The organism is Marinomonas sp. AWM4_232 (assembly GCF_056158325.1).
Window position 1 is genome coordinate 850,412 of the sequence record NZ_JBSWTA010000001.1, and the last position, 17,255, is coordinate 867,666.

9 protein-coding genes are annotated in these 17,255 nt (G+C 46.6%); 8 read left to right on the top strand and 1 reads right to left on the bottom strand.

Annotated elements, in window-relative coordinates; translation table 11 throughout:
- Positions 1-33: 33 nt before the first annotated feature.
- The 4 genes from ACXAC1_RS04075 (at position 34) to ACXAC1_RS04090 (ending at position 5,794) form a co-directional block, all read left to right on the top strand.
- The gene (locus ACXAC1_RS04075) at positions 34-1,743 is read left to right on the top strand and encodes a type I secretion system permease/ATPase (RefSeq protein ID WP_475059063.1); all 1,710 of its coding nucleotides are present in this window, start codon (positions 34-36) and stop codon (positions 1,741-1,743) included.
- 38 nt (positions 1,744-1,781) lie between these two features.
- On the top strand, positions 1,782-3,359 hold the full coding sequence (locus ACXAC1_RS04080; protein WP_475059065.1) for an HlyD family type I secretion periplasmic adaptor subunit: 1,578 nt from the start codon (positions 1,782-1,784) through the stop codon (positions 3,357-3,359).
- Positions 3,360-4,754, top strand: a complete 1,395-nt coding sequence (locus tag ACXAC1_RS04085) for a TolC family protein (RefSeq protein WP_475059067.1) — start codon at positions 3,360-3,362, stop codon at positions 4,752-4,754.
- Positions 4,755-4,882: 128 nt separating this feature from the next.
- Positions 4,883-5,794, top strand: a complete 912-nt coding sequence (locus ACXAC1_RS04090) for a hypothetical protein (protein WP_475059070.1) — start codon at positions 4,883-4,885, stop codon at positions 5,792-5,794.
- Positions 5,795-5,861: 67 nt separating this feature from the next.
- Here the strand turns inward: ACXAC1_RS04090 and ACXAC1_RS04095 are convergent, their stop codons facing one another.
- Positions 5,862-6,767 carry a hypothetical protein gene (locus ACXAC1_RS04095; RefSeq protein ID WP_475059072.1) on the bottom strand — a complete coding sequence of 302 codons (906 nt, stop codon included), beginning with the start codon at positions 6,765-6,767 and terminating at the stop codon, positions 5,862-5,864.
- 124 nt (positions 6,768-6,891) lie between these two features.
- Here ACXAC1_RS04095 and ACXAC1_RS04100 point away from each other — a divergent pair, with 124 nt between their 5' ends.
- From ACXAC1_RS04100 to ACXAC1_RS04115, 4 genes are all read left to right on the top strand, one after another.
- Positions 6,892-7,359, top strand: coding sequence for an N-acetyltransferase family protein (locus tag ACXAC1_RS04100; RefSeq protein WP_475059076.1), 468 nt, complete (start codon positions 6,892-6,894; stop codon positions 7,357-7,359).
- Positions 7,360-13,614, top strand: a complete 6,255-nt coding sequence (locus tag ACXAC1_RS04105) for a beta strand repeat-containing protein (protein WP_475059079.1) — start codon at positions 7,360-7,362, stop codon at positions 13,612-13,614. It abuts the gene before it with no gap.
- A 281-nt stretch (positions 13,615-13,895) separates the two neighbouring features.
- On the top strand, positions 13,896-15,113 hold the full coding sequence (locus tag ACXAC1_RS04110) for a glycosyltransferase family 4 protein (protein WP_475059081.1): 1,218 nt from the start codon (positions 13,896-13,898) through the stop codon (positions 15,111-15,113).
- A gap of 163 nt (positions 15,114-15,276) precedes the next feature.
- Entirely contained in the window at positions 15,277-17,232 is a 1,956-nt protein-coding gene (locus ACXAC1_RS04115; RefSeq protein ID WP_475059084.1) for a calcium-binding protein, read from the top strand.
- The last annotated feature ends 23 nt before the right edge of the window (positions 17,233-17,255 follow it).

The following is a 17,255-nucleotide window of genomic DNA, read 5'->3' on the forward strand; positions in this document are numbered from 1 at the left end:
AGCAATACAACTAACACAGAGACAGTTTTCCTAATGAAAAATTCACAAGCCGCAGACGACTTATCCAGCGCAATTAAGGCGAGTAAAAAGGGTTTTATGGCTGCTGGATTCTTTAGTTTGTTCATCAACATTCTAATGCTGACAGCCCCTTTCTACATGCTTCAAGTGTACGATCGAGTCGTCACTTCGAGAAGTCTAGAAACTCTTTTATTCCTTACCATAATCATGATATTTCTTTTCGGTGTACTCGGGGTTTTGGAATGGGTTCGTTCACGCATTTTGGTTCGTGTTTCGAATCAGATCGACCAATTCCTAAGCCACCGCGTTTACACTTCTATGTTTAAAGCAGGTGTGAAAATTCCCGGGCGCCGCACGGCTCAGCCACTAAACGATTTAACAAGTATTCGTCAGTTTATGACGGGCAATGGCCTCTTTGCGTTCTTTGACGCGCCATGGTTCCCAATTTACATTGGACTGCTGTTCTTGTTCCACCCAGCCTTTGGTTGGTTTGCTTTGGGCGCTGGCGCTATCCTACTTTGCATTGCCATTTTCAATGAGAAATTCACTAAGAAAATGTTGATGGAAGCCAACGGTGAAAACATCAAAGCTCAAAACTTAGCAACTAGTAACCTACGCAACGCAGAGGTGCTTCATGCAATGGGCATGTTGCCAAACATCATGGGGCGCTGGAAAGATCAACATAAAGCGTTTCTTGCAAAACAAACCGACGCAAGTGATCGCGCAGGTGTATTCGCTAACTTAAGTAAAGTTCTACGCATGATTTTCCAATCTTCCATCTTAGGTTTGGGTGCCTACTTCGTTGTACAAAACGAAATGTCACCGGGCATGATGATCGCAGGCTCGATTCTTCTTGGACGCGCTTTGGCTCCTCTAGATTTGTTAATCAATAGTTGGTCAGGCTTTAACAACGCTCGTGCTGCGCGCGGTCGATTAGATGAACTATTAGCAGAGTTTCCACAAGAAGATCGCAACATGACGCTGCCAAAACCTGCCGGTGAAGTGCAAGCAGAAAACCTGTTCGTTGCGCCTCCAGGCTCTAAAACTGCAACCGTCAAGTCCATGTCCTTTAAAGTCCAACCAGGCGAATCAGTGGGCATCATTGGCCCAAGTGCTGCAGGTAAATCAACCCTTGCAAAAGCAATCCTTGGGATTTGGCCCACATTGAACGGCTCTCTTCGTATTGATGGCGCGGAAGTACAACACTACAACCGAGATGAGATTGGCCCACATATTGGTTATCTGCCACAAGATATTGAGTTGTTTAACGGTACAGTCAGTGAAAACATTGCCCGCTTTACCAATGTCGACCCAGACAAAGTGGTAGCCGCGGCTAAAAAAGCAGGTGTACATGAGCTTATTCTGCAGCTACCGGATGCCTACGACACTAAGATCGGTGTTGATTCCGGTGCACTATCAGGCGGCCAACGTCAACGGATTGGTCTAGCCCGCGCACTGTATGACAACCCACAAATTGTTGTATTGGATGAGCCGAACTCAAACCTTGATGAACAAGGCGAGTTTGCACTGAGCCTAACCATAAACATCTTGAAACAAGAGAAAATCACCACATTTGTCATCAGTCATCGAACTTCGATCTTGAAAAGCATCGACAAACTTATGGTCTTACGCGAAGGCCAACTTCAACTATTTGGCCCTAAAGACGAAGTGATGCAGAAGCTTGTAAGTCAAAAGGCGGCGGAAGACAACGCCAAACGCGCTTAGCCACACCATTAACGACTGACAAAATTGAGTAATTGAGCATGACAAAACATGACAGTAAAAGTGGCGATCCAAAACAAACGCCACAATCTGCACCAGCAGAAAAAGCACAAGCAAAACCTGCAACAAACAATGCCAGCACTGAAAAAAGCAGTGCAGCTGAGAATAAGCCAAAATCTGCTTCAAGCCAGCAGACAGGAAACAAACAAGCGCTAGCGGCCATTACGCCAGTCAAGAAGCCTGCGTCGGAGGCTAAGCCAGGAACGCCTGCAGGCAACTCAAAAGAGAAACCGTCTGCGCCGCAAATGGCAGCACCCGCACCGGAAGTGCCAACCAACGATAAGCGCTATATTCGGTTTGGTATTCTGTTCCTATTGCTGACCCTAGGTACCTTTACAGCATGGGGTACCCTAGCACCGCTAAGCAGTGCTTTGATCGCTCCGGGCGAAGTGATGGTAGACAGCTACCGCAAGACCATACAGCACTTTGAAGGTGGCATTGTTCAAGAAATCTTCGTGCGTAACGGTGATTTAGTTGAAAAAGGCCAACCCCTTATTCAGCTGGACAATGCGCAGTTCCAAGCACAGCTTGATAACAGCTTCACCCGTATGCAAATTTTCAAAGCAGAACTTGAGCGTTTAACCGCGGAACAATCTTTCTCTGACTCGGTTACCTTCTCGCAAGATTTATTGGAATCAGCGAAAACGGATAAAGACATCGCAAATGCTCTTCAGCAGCAAAACGCCCTGCTTTCAGCTCGTATGTCTGCTTACCAGCAAGAAAGTGAAGCGCTACAAACCCGTCTAGAGCAAACCGATGCACAAGTCCAAGGTATCAATGCTCAAATCTCGGGACTTGAAAAGCAATTAGCGTTACTGGCGGAAGAAGAGAAAGCATACACCACGTTGTATAACGAGGGCTTAGGGGACAATAAGCGCGCACGCGAGTTAAACCGCTCTATTATTTCCACTCAGAATGAAATCAACTCTTCGCAAGCGGAGGTGGCGCGTTTAAAAATTCAGAATACTGAAACTCAATTGCAAATCGCAACGCGCAAGCAAGATTACTTGAAGGATGTCGGTGAACGATTAAAACAAACACAAGGCAACTACTTTGATATCCTAGAAAAATATCAAGTGGCGAAAGATCGTGTAGAGCGCTCTATTATCCGCGCACCTGAAGACGGCACTATCGTCGATATGAAAATTCACACGGTTGGTAGTGTGGCAAACCCAGGCCAACCTTTGATGGATCTAGTACCCTCTGACGATAGCTTCGTCGTTGAAAGTAAAGTGTCACCCCGTGACATCAACGATTTGTACATCGGACAAAAAGCTGATATTCGCTTCTCCGCATTCGATGCACGCACCACTAAAATCATCGAAGGCGTAGTCGTCAACGTTTCAGCCGATCGTCTGTTGGAGCAACAAGACCAAGCTCCTTACTACCTAGCGCGAATTCAAGTTACCGAACAGGGGCGCTCTGACATGTCTGAAGACATGAAGCTAAAAGCTGGTATGCCTGCAGAAGTCATGATCCAACGTGGCGAACGAACACTATTTAATTACCTATTGAAACCTCTAGAAGATAGCTTCGCACGCAGTCTTAAGGAGAAATAAATGCCGTTTCCTTTCAAAGCACAGTTTATTGCTCTAATCGTCAGTACATCACTCTCCTCAGCGACTTTTGCTGAGGAGAGCAGCGAGCCTCTGACGATGGGTTTTGCTCAAGCACTAGAATTTGCTAAGCAAAATGACCCCGAGTTGAAATACGCATTTTACTCATACAAAGCGGACCAAGAGGCAGATGATCAAAGTCTTTCACAGCTACTGCCTCAAATCAGCGCTAGTTCCAGTTATCGTTACTCTCTAGTAGATGACTACTATACCGAGTTTAAAGACCAGGGCACCAACCCAGAGCAAGTAGAGACAAACCCTGCTCGCTACGATGAAGAACAAGATGACTACAGTTTTCAGCTAAGATTACAGCAAAGCTTGGTCAATGTGGCGGCCTGGAAAAGCTATAGCAGTAGTAAAGAGTCCGTTAAAAGTGCTGAGTTCACTTACTCAAGAGCGGAACAAGAGCTGATATACAGACTAAGCCAAGCTTACCTTCAAGCACTACTGGCTGGACAACAGGTTTACATTAATCAAGAGAAACTTGAGGCACTGCAACTTAAACTAGAACAAACCCAGCGCATGGATGAACTCGGTGTAGGCGACCGACTCAGTGTTCTTAAAGTTGCATCCAGTCGAGACATTGCTAAAAGCGATTTGTTACAAGCGAAAAGTGAATATGAGGATGCTCAAGCGCAGCTGGATATTATTACTGGCACACATGTGGAGCTACCTAAAAGCTGGTTAGAGCAGGGCCAACAAGTTATCCCGAACCTGCAAAAAGGCAGTCAGAGCGACTGGATGAATAAGGTGCTAGACAATACTCAGATACTCGCTGAAATGGCAAACGTTCGCAGTCAAGAGTTATTAGCAGCATCACGTAGCGCCCAGCACCTACCAACGTTAGATTTCACACTGACAGCCATTGATCGTCATGCGGAAGATATTTACGAAGACAGTACCAACTATGTTGCTTCGGTTGATCTGACTATTCCGATTTACAGTGGCGGCCAAACCTCCTCTAGAGCACGTCAAGCAGAAGCCTCCTATAACGCTGCCCAAGCTCGTTATGAAAAAACGTTGTCTGACGTTAAACAGACCGTCAAACTGGCTTATGCGCAGTTAAACTCTTATCGTGGACGTTTACTTGCACTAGATGAATCGCGTAAATCTAGCCAAGCCTTTTTAGAAGCCGCAGAACGTCAAGCAGATTTGAGCCTTAGTAGCCAAGTTGATGTATTAGAGGCCCGAACTGAGCTCTACGATGTACGCTTAAAATTCGCTCAAACTTTAGCTGACTACTTGTTATCTGACCTTAACTTACTGCTTGAGACAGGTCAGCTGACGGAGCACACTCTCGAACAATACGACGAGCTGTTCAGCAAAACCACGCTTTAATCCCTCAGCTTTAGTACACTTAAAGGCCAACATTTGTTGGTCTTTTTTTTTGTGCAAAAACTTCGCAAGCTCACCTATTTATTCTAAACTTCCTTTGCCTACAAAACCCATTCAAGGAGTAAGAATCCATGCCTGCCGAACAGCATTTAGCAAAATTTGGTGTCACCGTTGACCAAGCCCGCCAGTTTATCCAAAGTAACCTTGATTCACCCGAGACCATCTACCAAGTTGCAGCGCAATACGAAGTGACTTTTGACATGTTGGCTGAAATCTACAGTGACGACATTGATGGCAACATTGTTAAAAGCTTTTTTAACAATTTAGGCATGGTTACTACAGACGATGCACCAGTATGGGATGATGATTATGAAGATGGTGATTTTGATGCCATGTATGGACGTCTTGATTTAGATCTTGACGATGTGTTGGACCTAGAAGTTGAAGACATTGCGTCTAGTGATTGGGACAGCTTGTTTGAGGACTATTTAGAAGCGCTTAGCAACTTCGACTGGGACGTATGGGGAGACAGCATTGTCGACGCACTAGCTGACTTCGACTGGTCATCTTGGTCGACCCAGATGACCAATTTAGCGAACACTTATGCATCAGATAACAGTTGGCTAACCACTCTCGACAACCTGACCGACTCATGGGTCGACTTTGATTTTAACTCATTGTTTGACGACATGGATTGGAGCTGGGATGACTGGGAAGTCGATTCCGATGATGAAGACGATGACGACTTTGATTTTAGCTTCGACTACTCAGAGTACCTGGTAGCGTTTGGCATTACTGAAGATTACATCAGCACATTACTCAGCAGTGTGGATTGGGATTCATATATCGAACAAATAACGCTTATGCTACAAAATCTGGATCTTAGCAGTCTGGGCATTGACAGCATTGATTTCGATGAAATCTATGCGGACCTTGAAGCACTCGCCGAGAACTACAATAGCGGAGCTTTCTCAGCACAAGTTGCACCTGAGCTACCTAGTGCAGAGATTATTGGCGTTGAACAAGGGGTCGACTTTGCCTAAGTAGGCCTAGTCCCTTACAAAAACGCTTTACGCCTAGTGAAGCGTTTTAACATCAATATGCCATGAATTACGATTTGCTATGAAACTCGACACGCATATCCTGCCATGTACGATTCACTTGCAAAGCCTGTCGAATGGCTCGGTCACGTTGAGATGAGTCGTTATGCATCCCGATGTCACGAGCCTGCTGACAATATTTAAGTGCCAACTGTTTTGCTTCACTGACAGTAATAGGCACTTTCGCGGACGCCAAACCATTGTCCCGAAAGGTGTGCAATAACGGTTCTGGAAAAGAAAGCCCTAAGAGCGCCTCTTCGCTAAGACGAAAACCGCTTTGTCTTGTCAGTGCGATCATATAATCAAACAAACCTTGCAACTGCGGCCCAGCATTAGGCTGCAACACAATCAGTGGAAAATGATGGGCTAACTCAGGGACCACAATATTTGGTAAACACACCGCCTGCCAGTAGCGTTTTGCAATCACAGTAAAATGGGCAAAGTTTTGAATCGGACGCATACCAGATTCGTTTAACGGCAGGATTTCAACCGGTGGTTTATTGGGATTGACGGTATCGTTAGCCACATCCACATACCAGCTCCCTAGTATGAAAGCGTTCTGAAAGTACTCACCACGCAAATCCCCCCAGACTTGTCGAAACTCTCCTCCTGCCACCAGAAAAGCTTGGATAGTTTGAAACGCTGTCACATGCTCAGGAGTACTCAATGTTGAGGCATTAAGTTCCTTCAACGCACATTCAAACACTTGAGAAATCTCCAAGCACTGCCCGAGGGGGTAAGGTTTACCCAGTTTAACGGGCTGCTTAGCTTGCAGTGACTCGTCTAATTGTTTGCGTAAGGCAGTAAACAGGCAAAACAACTGTTCAGCGTTTGGCACTAAAAAACGTTGCGTCAGTAACGCTTGTTGCTCTGTATTAATGATCCTAGGTTCATTAGGGAGATTGATCAGAGTCATATTTACACCTCATACATAAACAGTATCTCCGCATTCTTTACCAATATTAGACAATCTATGGCTATTTTTTATACTTATCTTAACGTACATATTCAATCATTCTTCCTGTTCATAAGGACATGCTATGCCCGTTCGCGTCGCAACACTTGGAGACTTGGAAGCTATCGCTGATTTAGTCGAATTCCACGCCTACCCTGAGCTTGCATGGCAGCACGTCACTCTAAGCCGACGTGCCATCAAAGCCACTGCGAAGCAATTTATATTATCGCCTGAGAATGAAGTTTTTTTGGCAATTAAGAATAACGATATTGTTGGGTATGCTTTCTGCCTGATCTCCAGATACTTCTTTTCGGAGCAACTATATGGGGCGGACTATACGTTCTATGTCAAACCCGAAGCACGAGGTGGTTTTTTAGGAGCAAGCTTAATACGAAAAATGAAAAAATTCGCAAAAGATAAGGGTGCAATCGAGTTTTTCCTAACGATTAATAGTGGAGTTGACCAAGACAAGACTGTTGAACTTATCAAAGGTCTTGGCGCAGCCAATATAGGGAAGATGCTCAGCATAAATCTTATGAGAGGAATTAATTAAATGTGTTTTACTTTAATACAGCTTTCGTCAGTTTCTGATAACGGGAAAAGCAGCACCGATGGCATTACCACCTTAAATAACAACTTATACTTTGATGTAAGAACTCATAGCTCTTCCGATCAGTATCTGAGAACTGTATGGCTTGATATGGATAACAACGCCCAATACAACGCTGGTACAGATATAACTCTAGCGATGGACAGGCAATCTGGAAGCTTTTCTTCATCCTATAAATATTATGGCGCTCCCTTAAGTGTAGGGACATATAAATTCTATGTTCATTATCAAAATGCAATCCGTTATGATATAGTGAGTGTTGTATTTAGCTCTACCATTACACCACAGACTCAACCTGCTAATACTACATCAGTTGACTATACTGTAATCTTTACTTCTGCCGCTTCGAATGTTTCTCTTGATGATTTTGAATTAACTACAACTGGTACAGCCACTGGCTCGATTAGCAGTATTTCTGGAAGTGGTACTACCTATACTGTGACAGTAGACTCGTTAGGAGGTGAAGGTACGGCACGTTTAGATATTAAATCGTCTACTGATATTATTGACAATCAGAATAATGCTTTTACTGGTTTTAATGGTGGCACAGTCCACACAGTCGACACTATTTTACCGACTGTCACTTCTATTACTCGTTACTCACCTACTGACGCCCAGACAGAAGCCGACTCATTAGTCTTTGAAGTGGCATTTTCGGAAACGGTGAGCAATGTCTCGACTGATGATTTCGATATTTCCGGTACCACAGCAACGATCACAAATTTATCTGCGGTCAATGGTTCAACTTTTCTTTTGACTGTATCTGGCGGCGACCTTGCCGACCTGAATGGAACGGTCGCTATTAGTCTTTCTGACAGCCATAACATTAGCGATGCGAATAGTAACGCTTTAGTAAATGTTACACCTACAGGTTCGAATGAATCCTATACAGTTGGCACCCCTGACAGCACTCCACCTGAGATTGAATCGGTCAGCATCCCTAATAGCCCAATGAAAATTGACGATACGGTTATAGTAACCATTACAGTTGCGGATGATGGTGGTGATACATATAACGGTCTTATAGGCTCGATCGGCGGCTTTACTCTCAGTAATTTAAGTCGCACTAATAACGTTACCTATACTGCAGAGTTTACCGTAACAGGTGGTGGTACAGATGTATTAGCTAGCAACAACATTCCCGTTAGTTTGACACTGCAAGACAGTGCTGGCAACATATCTAGTGCATACACGACCTCAATTAGCCAAGCGAACGATGCCATTGATGCCAACTCTCCAGTCAGCTCTGCGCCAAACTTAGCAGCTGCTTCTGACAGCGGCATCAGCAACATTGATAACATTACCAGCAATATTACGCCGTCCGTTAATGGCACAGCCGAAGCCAATGCCAGCGTGTCCGTGCGCGTGGCAGGTAACGAAGTGGATACGACTAGTGCCGATAGTAATGGAGATTGGTCATTTACTTTTGCTGAGACAGTGCTGAATGAAGGTAGCAATGACATCACCGTTGTCATCACTGATATGGCCGGTAACAGCAGTGCTGAGTCTGCTGCGTTGACCTTAACACTTGATACAACGGCTCCAACGCTAAATGACGATACAGCTGACGTCAGCGAAGATGCTGGTAACGCCCTACTTACATTCAATGGTGCCAACCTAACCATTCAAGCTAATGACATCGGTGCGAGCAGTACTCACCCAGTCACAGCTGTAAATGGAGAAGCATCCAATGTCGGTCAATCAGTAACAGGTAGCAACGGTGGTCTCTTTACCATTAACGCAGATGGCACACTGAGTTTTGATCCAAATGGAGAGTTTGAAAGCTTAGTTTCAGGTTCAGCCGAGACCACGAATGCAAGCATTACAGTACAAGATGATGCAGGTAACACGGCTGACTCAACCTTTACGGTAACTGTGAATGGCACTAACGACACTCCAACGGATATTAGCTTATCCGGCACGACGGTCGCTCAAAGTGCTGGTGTAAACGGTTCCGTTGGCACACTTTCCTCGACAGATGTGGACTCCAGCAGCTTCACTTACTCTCTGGTATCTGGCGATGGCGATACTAATAACTCGTCCTTTAATATCAGTGGCAGCTCACTACAGGTAACCGATGCCAGCACCCTAAACGAAGGCAGCTATAGCATACGCGTGCAAACCAGCGATGGCAGCGATACGTATGAAGAAGCCTTCACGATCACAGTGAGCGATGACATTGCGCCAATAGTTAGCGCGGCAAATATCAGTGTCTCTGGTGGCTCAGGAACAGATGGAGCCTTTATAATCGGCGATACGGTCACCGCGACTTGGGACAATAGCGCAACTGGTGACAATAACAGTGACACTATTTCCTCTGTCACTGTTGATTTCTCTGAATTTGGCGGAGGCAGTGCTGTGGCCGCTAGCAATAGCAGCGACACATGGACGGCAACCTATATCATTGCTTCTGGCAGCATTAATTCAAACAGCGCCAATGTCTCAGTCACAGTGATCGACAATGCCAGCAATCCAACCACTACGACAGGTACTGATAATGTCACAGTGGATAACCAAGCACCCAATGCGCCAGTAACTCTAGATCTGGCAACCGCCAACGATTCTGGCGACTCCACTTCCGACGATCTGACCAACGCAACCACCCCTGTGATCAGCGGTACCGCGGAAGCGGGTAGCACTATGACGCTGTACGATACCGACGGTACCACCGTATTGGGCACCGCCACAGCAGATGGCTCTGGCGATTGGTCGATTACCACCTCTGCTCTGGCGGATGGTGTTCATACCCTGACCGCTAAAGCGACCGATGCAGCGGGCAATATCTCAACAGCATCGTCTTCGTTGATGGTGACAGTGGACACAACTGCGCCGAATATTCAGTCCGTCTTAATACCTAATAGCACTATGAAAGTAGGCGATACGGTGACAGTTACCATTACCGTAGCTGACGATGGTGGAGTTGAATACAGCAACCTCTCAGGTACGATTGGCGGTTTTGCATTGACCAATCTAAGTCGAACTGACAGCACCACTTACACAGCTCAGTTTACTGTTACGGAAGGCGGCACCGATATAGCGGCAAGCGGTGATATCCCTGTAAATCTGACACTGCAAGACAGTGCTGGCAACATATCTAGTGCATACACGACCGCAATCAGCCAAGTAAACGATGTCATCGATGCCAACTCTCCAGTCAGCTCTGCGCCAAACTTAGCAGCTGCTTCTGACAGCGGCATCAGCAACATTGATAACATTACCAGCAATATTACGCCGTCCGTTAATGGCACAGCCGAAGCCAATGCCAGCGTGTCCTTGCGCGTGGCAGGTAACGAAGTGGATACGACTAGTGCCGATAGTAATGGAGATTGGTCATTTACTTTTGCTGAGACAGTGCTGAATGAAGGTAGCAATGACATCACCATTGTCATCACTGATATGGCCGGTAACAGCAGTGCTGAGTCTGCTGCGTTGACCTTAGCACTTGATACAACGGCTCCAACGCTAAATGACGATACAGCTAACGTCAGCGAAGATGCTGGTAACGCCCTACTAACATTCAATGGTGCCAACCTAACCATTCAAGCTAATGACATCGGTGCGAGCAGTACTCACCCAGTCACAGCTGTAAATGGAGAAGCATCCAATGTCGGTCAATCAGTAACAGGTAGCAACGGTGGTCTCTTTACCATTAACGCAGATGGCACACTGAGTTTTGATCCAAATGGAGAGTTTGAAAGCTTAGTTTCAGGTTCAGCCGAGACCACGAATGCAAGCATTACAGTACAAGATGATGCAGGTAATACGGCTGACTCAACCTTTACGGTAACTGTGAATGGCACTAACGACGCTCCTACTTCTTTAGATACCACCGAGTCTGTGTCCTACAATGGCACTTACACTTTCCAAGAAGCGGACTTTGGCTTTAGTGATGTGGACAGTGGCGATACGTTAGACCATATCACCATCGTAAGTTTACCAACGGATGGCGTGCTTCAATATCAAGGGCAAGATGTTAATGCCAATGATCAGATTGATGCCTTAAACATTGGTGACCTGACTTTTACTCCTGATAGCGGCGGCACCGGAGTAGGCTATGCATCGTTTACCTTTACCGTCAGTGATGGTACGGATGACTCCGCTCTAGCATACACTGTAACGATGGATGTTGGCGCACGCCCTTCAACACCCTCTGCTCCGACAACACCGACAACCTCTTCTGAACAAGTCGACGGTGCGGATGTGACGACGTCTGAGGAACAGGACGAAGACGGCAATACTATTCAAACAGTGACGGTTACGCCCGTTTCATCAACACGGGAAGATTCTGATACCACCACGAATAATGCTGACGTGCCGTTGCATTTTGCCAACAATGACAGCAATCAGGTAGTAACAACAGTGAGCCTGCCAACGGGTGTCGGGGTGACGACTCGCTCAAATACCACAGCCAGCACGCAGAATAAACTGGACAATTTGATCACTCTGATCAATGACAGCGCGGAAGACGAAGAAGATTTGAACGAGATGGAAAACTCGGGAAACACCTTCCTCGAAGCGCTCGAAAGCACCGAGAACCTTTGGGTGAATCAGATCGAACTGACCAGCGATGGTTCTTCTTCAACGTCGGAAGCGATTAAGATCACAGGCTCATCGGACAGCACCTATCAAGAAGCGCTGGTCATTGACACGCGTAACCTGCCAACGGGTACGGTGTTGGACCTTAATGACATCGAGTTTGCGGTCATTGTCGGTACCAACGTGACGATTCGAGGCGGTGAAGGGGCCAATATTGTCTACGCCGGTGCCAATGCGCAAAACATTGTACTGGGTGCTGAAGACGACGAACTCCACGGCGGCGCAGGTGACGATGTGGTCGGCTCCAAAGGAGGCGATGACTTACTCTTCGGTGACAGCGGTAATGATACCGTGATCGGCGGCGTCGGCAACGACACTCTAAGTGGCGGTACTGGCGATGATTTAATCCAAGGCTCACAGCAAGACAATGGTCAATTGGTGTTTAGCTTGAACAGTGATGGCATTATCACCACTCTGTACACGCCTGACGAGCTGGACTTGTCGGATTCCATTGCGAACGTCGTTGAATTCACGGGAGACTGGTACAGCCAAGCTTCGTTTGTCTTCGACGGCCAAGTTATTGCACGAGACATGTCCTCTGCTCCTGACAGTCTGTTGCAAGCCAATGATGACTTTGCCTTTTTAAGTGTCGACAGCACACGCTTGAAAACCTTGGCCATTTTGCAAAAGGTGTTTAATGGTGAACTCTACACAGTAGAGGCATTAAACGAGGCAGCAACATCAGACACATCGCTATCAACTTACGCGGCACAAGCGGTCATCGACTGGCGCAAGCAAGCGAATATCAGTGCCACAGACGATACAGAAGAACAGGTATTGTCTTTGCTGGATACCTTCTGGCGTTACATCAGCATTACCCGAGAAGACATCGATGAAGGCGTCAGCTTTATTGAAAACGGTGGCTCTTGGGAAACCCTGCTACTGGATATAGTCGCCGATAGCAACAGTAACCAACTACTGTACGGTGGCACAGGGGTGATGCAACTGGCACAAGCAACGGATGTAGCCAACTCTGGTCTGCAAGAAGACATTGGCGATGACGATCTCGCGGGTGGCGCGGGCAATGACACGCTAGTGGGCGGTCATGGTAGCGACCGTTTAGATGGAGGCGATGGCGATGACATTGCTATCCAGTCTCGTAGCAGTGAGGACTATCAGTTCACACTCACCAGCGACGGCGAACTAGCACTGGTGTATCAAGACGGCGCTTATATTGAAACCGACACGCTGATTGATATAGAGCAGGTCGAGTTTAGCAACAGCACACTCGACTTCTTTGCGTCCAATTTATCCAGCAGTGCTTTATTGCAACTGGGAACATTAGGGCAATTGATGACAGGCAATGCGCCTAGCCTTGAGCAGTTAAACGCCTACCAAAGCGATCAACTCAGCCTGACTGGGTTGGCCAGTGCTCTGATGCAAACCGAGGCCTACCAAGAACAATGGCAAGACCTAGACGATGCCAGCTTTATTGCTGCATTGGCTAGCCAAGTCGTTGATGAACCGTTCACACAAAACGACATCACTTACTGGGTAGCGCGTTTGGACACAGACCTAAATCGTGAAGATGTCTTCATCCTCGCAGCAGGGGTTGGAAGCTATCAAACCGAAGCACTAGAAAATGGGCTTGTCTTGATGTAAGACCTTTCATCAAAACTTCCCATTGGTACTTCCCTCCAAATAAAGCTCCGTTTGCTCAGCAAGCGGAGCTTTTTTGCTCATGAAAGCTACCTTGCTTTCTATCACACAACCGATAATGCAGCCAGTGCTGCATTATCGCAGGGAAATACAGACTTTATTATTGGTTAAGTGTTCACGTGGAAGCCGTAATAACGGCTTCCATTACTCCCTCGAAATTTGTCTTACACCCTATCTACCAGACTGTTAGAATCTCACGCAAACGGATTTAAGTGAGGCCCCCCTTGGTTATTTTATTTATTCATCAAAACTTCCCCGCGCAGTTTCGCCATATTGCCGAATGGATCGGGGCGAACACCAACCATAAAGTGATTGGGTTAGGTGATGTAAAAAACATTCCCAAGGGTTACTCACCAAAAGGTGTGACCGTTTTGGGTTATGCCACCCCCAACGGTGCAGGGGAAAACACGCACCATTACATTAAAGGGCACGAAGAAGACATTCGTCGTGGCCAACAGGTTGTCAGGGCAGCTCAAAACTTACAAAAGAAAGGCATTCGACCAGATGTGGTAGTGGCTCATTCAGGTTGGGGGGAAGCACTGTTTCTCAAGCCGATTTTCCCGAATGCCAAACACCTACATTACTGTGAGTTTTATTATCACGCGACCCATTCCGATGTAGACTTTGATGCAGAGTTCCCGCCTCATCCAGACAGTCCGTTTCGTACTTTATGCCGCAACACCACACAATTACTCAGCCTTACTCAAGCAGACACAGCCATCTCCCCAACACAATGGCAAAAGTCCCTCTACCCTACTGAGTTTCATAACAAGATTCAGGTCTTGCACGAAGGCGTCAACACGCAGTTGATGCGGCCCAACCCTCAAGCAAGTTTTACATGGCAAGAAAAAACCTATACCCGACAAGATAAAGTGCTAACCTACGTCTCGCGCAATTTAGAGCCTTACCGAGGTTTCCACAGCTTTATACGTAGCTTACCGGCGATCCAGGCTCGCCATCCGGATACCGCTATCTTCGTTGTCGGTGGTGATGAGGTCAGCTATGGCTCTCGGTTAGCGAACGGAGAGAAGTTCCGCGAACGCTATATCAAAGAGCTGGGAGATAGAGTGAATTGGGATAATGTTCATTTCACTGGCAAACTGCCTTATGGTCAGTATCGAAGCGTGTTACAGATCTCTTCTGCACATGTCTACCTCACCTACCCGTTTGTACTCAGCTGGTCACTCATTGAAGCCATGTCGGTAGGCTGTACATTAATTACCTCTAACACCGCGCCTTTACAAGAAGTCATCGAAGACAACGTAAATGGCTTAATGGTGGGCTTTTTTGACACCGACAACATCGCCAACACCGTCAGTCGAGTACTGGGTGCGCCAGAACAATTTCAGCACCTTGGCCAAGCGGCTAGAACCAAAACGGTCGCGCAATTTGATCTAGAAAGCGTGACATTACCCAAATGGGTTGAAGCCGTACTGGGCTAATTCTAACTGAGTCAGAAAAGTGTAAACACCTCTCATTCTCTATCTTCTCCATGACCTTATGGGATAGACTCATTGCCACGGTCCAATAGGCCGTGTATGGATAGATATCGGCTTTTTACATTGGATTAAAAAAGCCTAGGAAGAAATACTTATGGAGAGAACGATGACTCAGTCTGATACCCACCTGTTCAAACTCACCACCTTACTTTTTAATGCCGCGTTAGGCGAGACCTACTACCGCCAAAGCAGCCAAGCTTTAGCAAACAATGATATCGCAACCCTGGCGGCAAACTGGGGACAAAGCGACTTAGTGCTTACCTATCTAGGTACCACTAGCGAAGAGCAAGCGCGCAACCTAACCCTCAACCTCGGCCTGAATCCAGACAACGACGACATTGACAGTGCCGATTCAATCGCGTATCAGTATTTTTTAAGCAATTTGGAGGCTGGCATGGATGTTGGCACCCTAGCCTTAACAGCGATTGAGTATTTAGAACAAGACGATATTCTGGACGCACTTCAAACCACACGTTCTTACCTTGCCAATCGTGCTGAAGCCGCTTATCAATACTCAACTCAACTGGGCTTAGGTCATACAGATATCAGTACACTTCAGTCTGTACTGGAAGGTGTCGACGCAGACGAAGAGTCGATCTCAGAAGCCCTCGCACAAGCCAGCCAAACAACACTAATGGATATAGAAAGTACTACCACGCTACTCACCTACACCAGTGCTAGTGAAAGCATCACTGGCTCAGATGATAGCAGTAACGTCATCGAAGCTGGGCTTGGTGATGACACCATTATCGGTGGCAGTCAGTCGGATATTCTGTCTGGCGGCTTAGGCGCTGACAAGATCTATGGTGGGAAAGGACAAGACTCCATTGACGGTGGCGGCGGTTCAGACTATATCGAGGCTGGTTTCTACCTTGAACAAGATGACTCAGGTAATACGACAGTTGATGCGTTCTACGAGATTATCAATGGTGGTAACGGTAACGATAAAATATATGGTGGCCTAGGCAGCGACAGTATCAGCGGTGGCGATGGCATGGATTATCTATATGGCGAAGACAGCGAACTAACCAGCAGTCAACGAGAAGGTATTGATGCCGATCTGATTGAGGTGATCATGAATGATACGATCGATGGCGGTGCCGGTTCTGATTTCATCCAAGCAGGTGAAGGCGATGACCTAGTCTACGGTGGTGCGAGTAACGACACCATCAGTACAGGCAGCGGCAATGACATTGCTTACGGTGGCACTGGCCACGATGTCATGCTACTCAGTACCGGAGATGACTACGCTGATGGTGGTGAAGGCAATGATAGAATCATTTTATATAAGGGCAATGACACAGCTTTTGGTGGCGCGGGCGACGACACCATTTCGGCTACAGGCAATGACCAAATTGATGCCGGCGATGGTAATGACACTGTTACCCTAGTCCTATCAGACAACAGCGACGACTCAGCAGTCATTACCGCAGGAGAAGGCAAAGACAGTATCACCTTACAAACTTACGGTGCCGAAGAGGTCTTTTCAGCTCTCACCATCAATCTAGGGGAAACACGAGCATCACAAGATACCGTCATCTTCAATTCAGTGGATGCAATGAACAACCCGGTGATCATTGAAGGATTCGATCTTGTCATCGATCAGCTTGACCTAAATGAGTACTTGTACTTATACGGTGACAGCAGCTTTCAGCTCAATCAAGGAATGAAGATCTACTCAGAGTTAGGTGAGGTTTTGCAAGATCGAGTTCAAATTGTCAGCTCAACAGAAACCGAATGGCAGTCAGCCAATACGCAAGCCAGCAATACTGATGAGTTCGGTAAGACTTACTTCGTGATTCAAGGTGACAGTGCAGAAAGCGGCAGTGTCGAAGACGTTGCCGCTTTCTTAGATGACTACGGCAATAATGCCACCTATGAATATGAGAACATGGTGTTCATCGTCAATATTAACGAGTCGGATATGGGGGTTTACTTATTTAACCACCCTGATGAATCTGATACAAACATCAGTGCAGAAGACCTTACAGCCGTCGCGATTTTGACAGGCTTAAACACGGACATGATTACGCAATCTAACGCAGATTTCATTATTGGTTAACCTCTTCCATCTACGGGCCACTT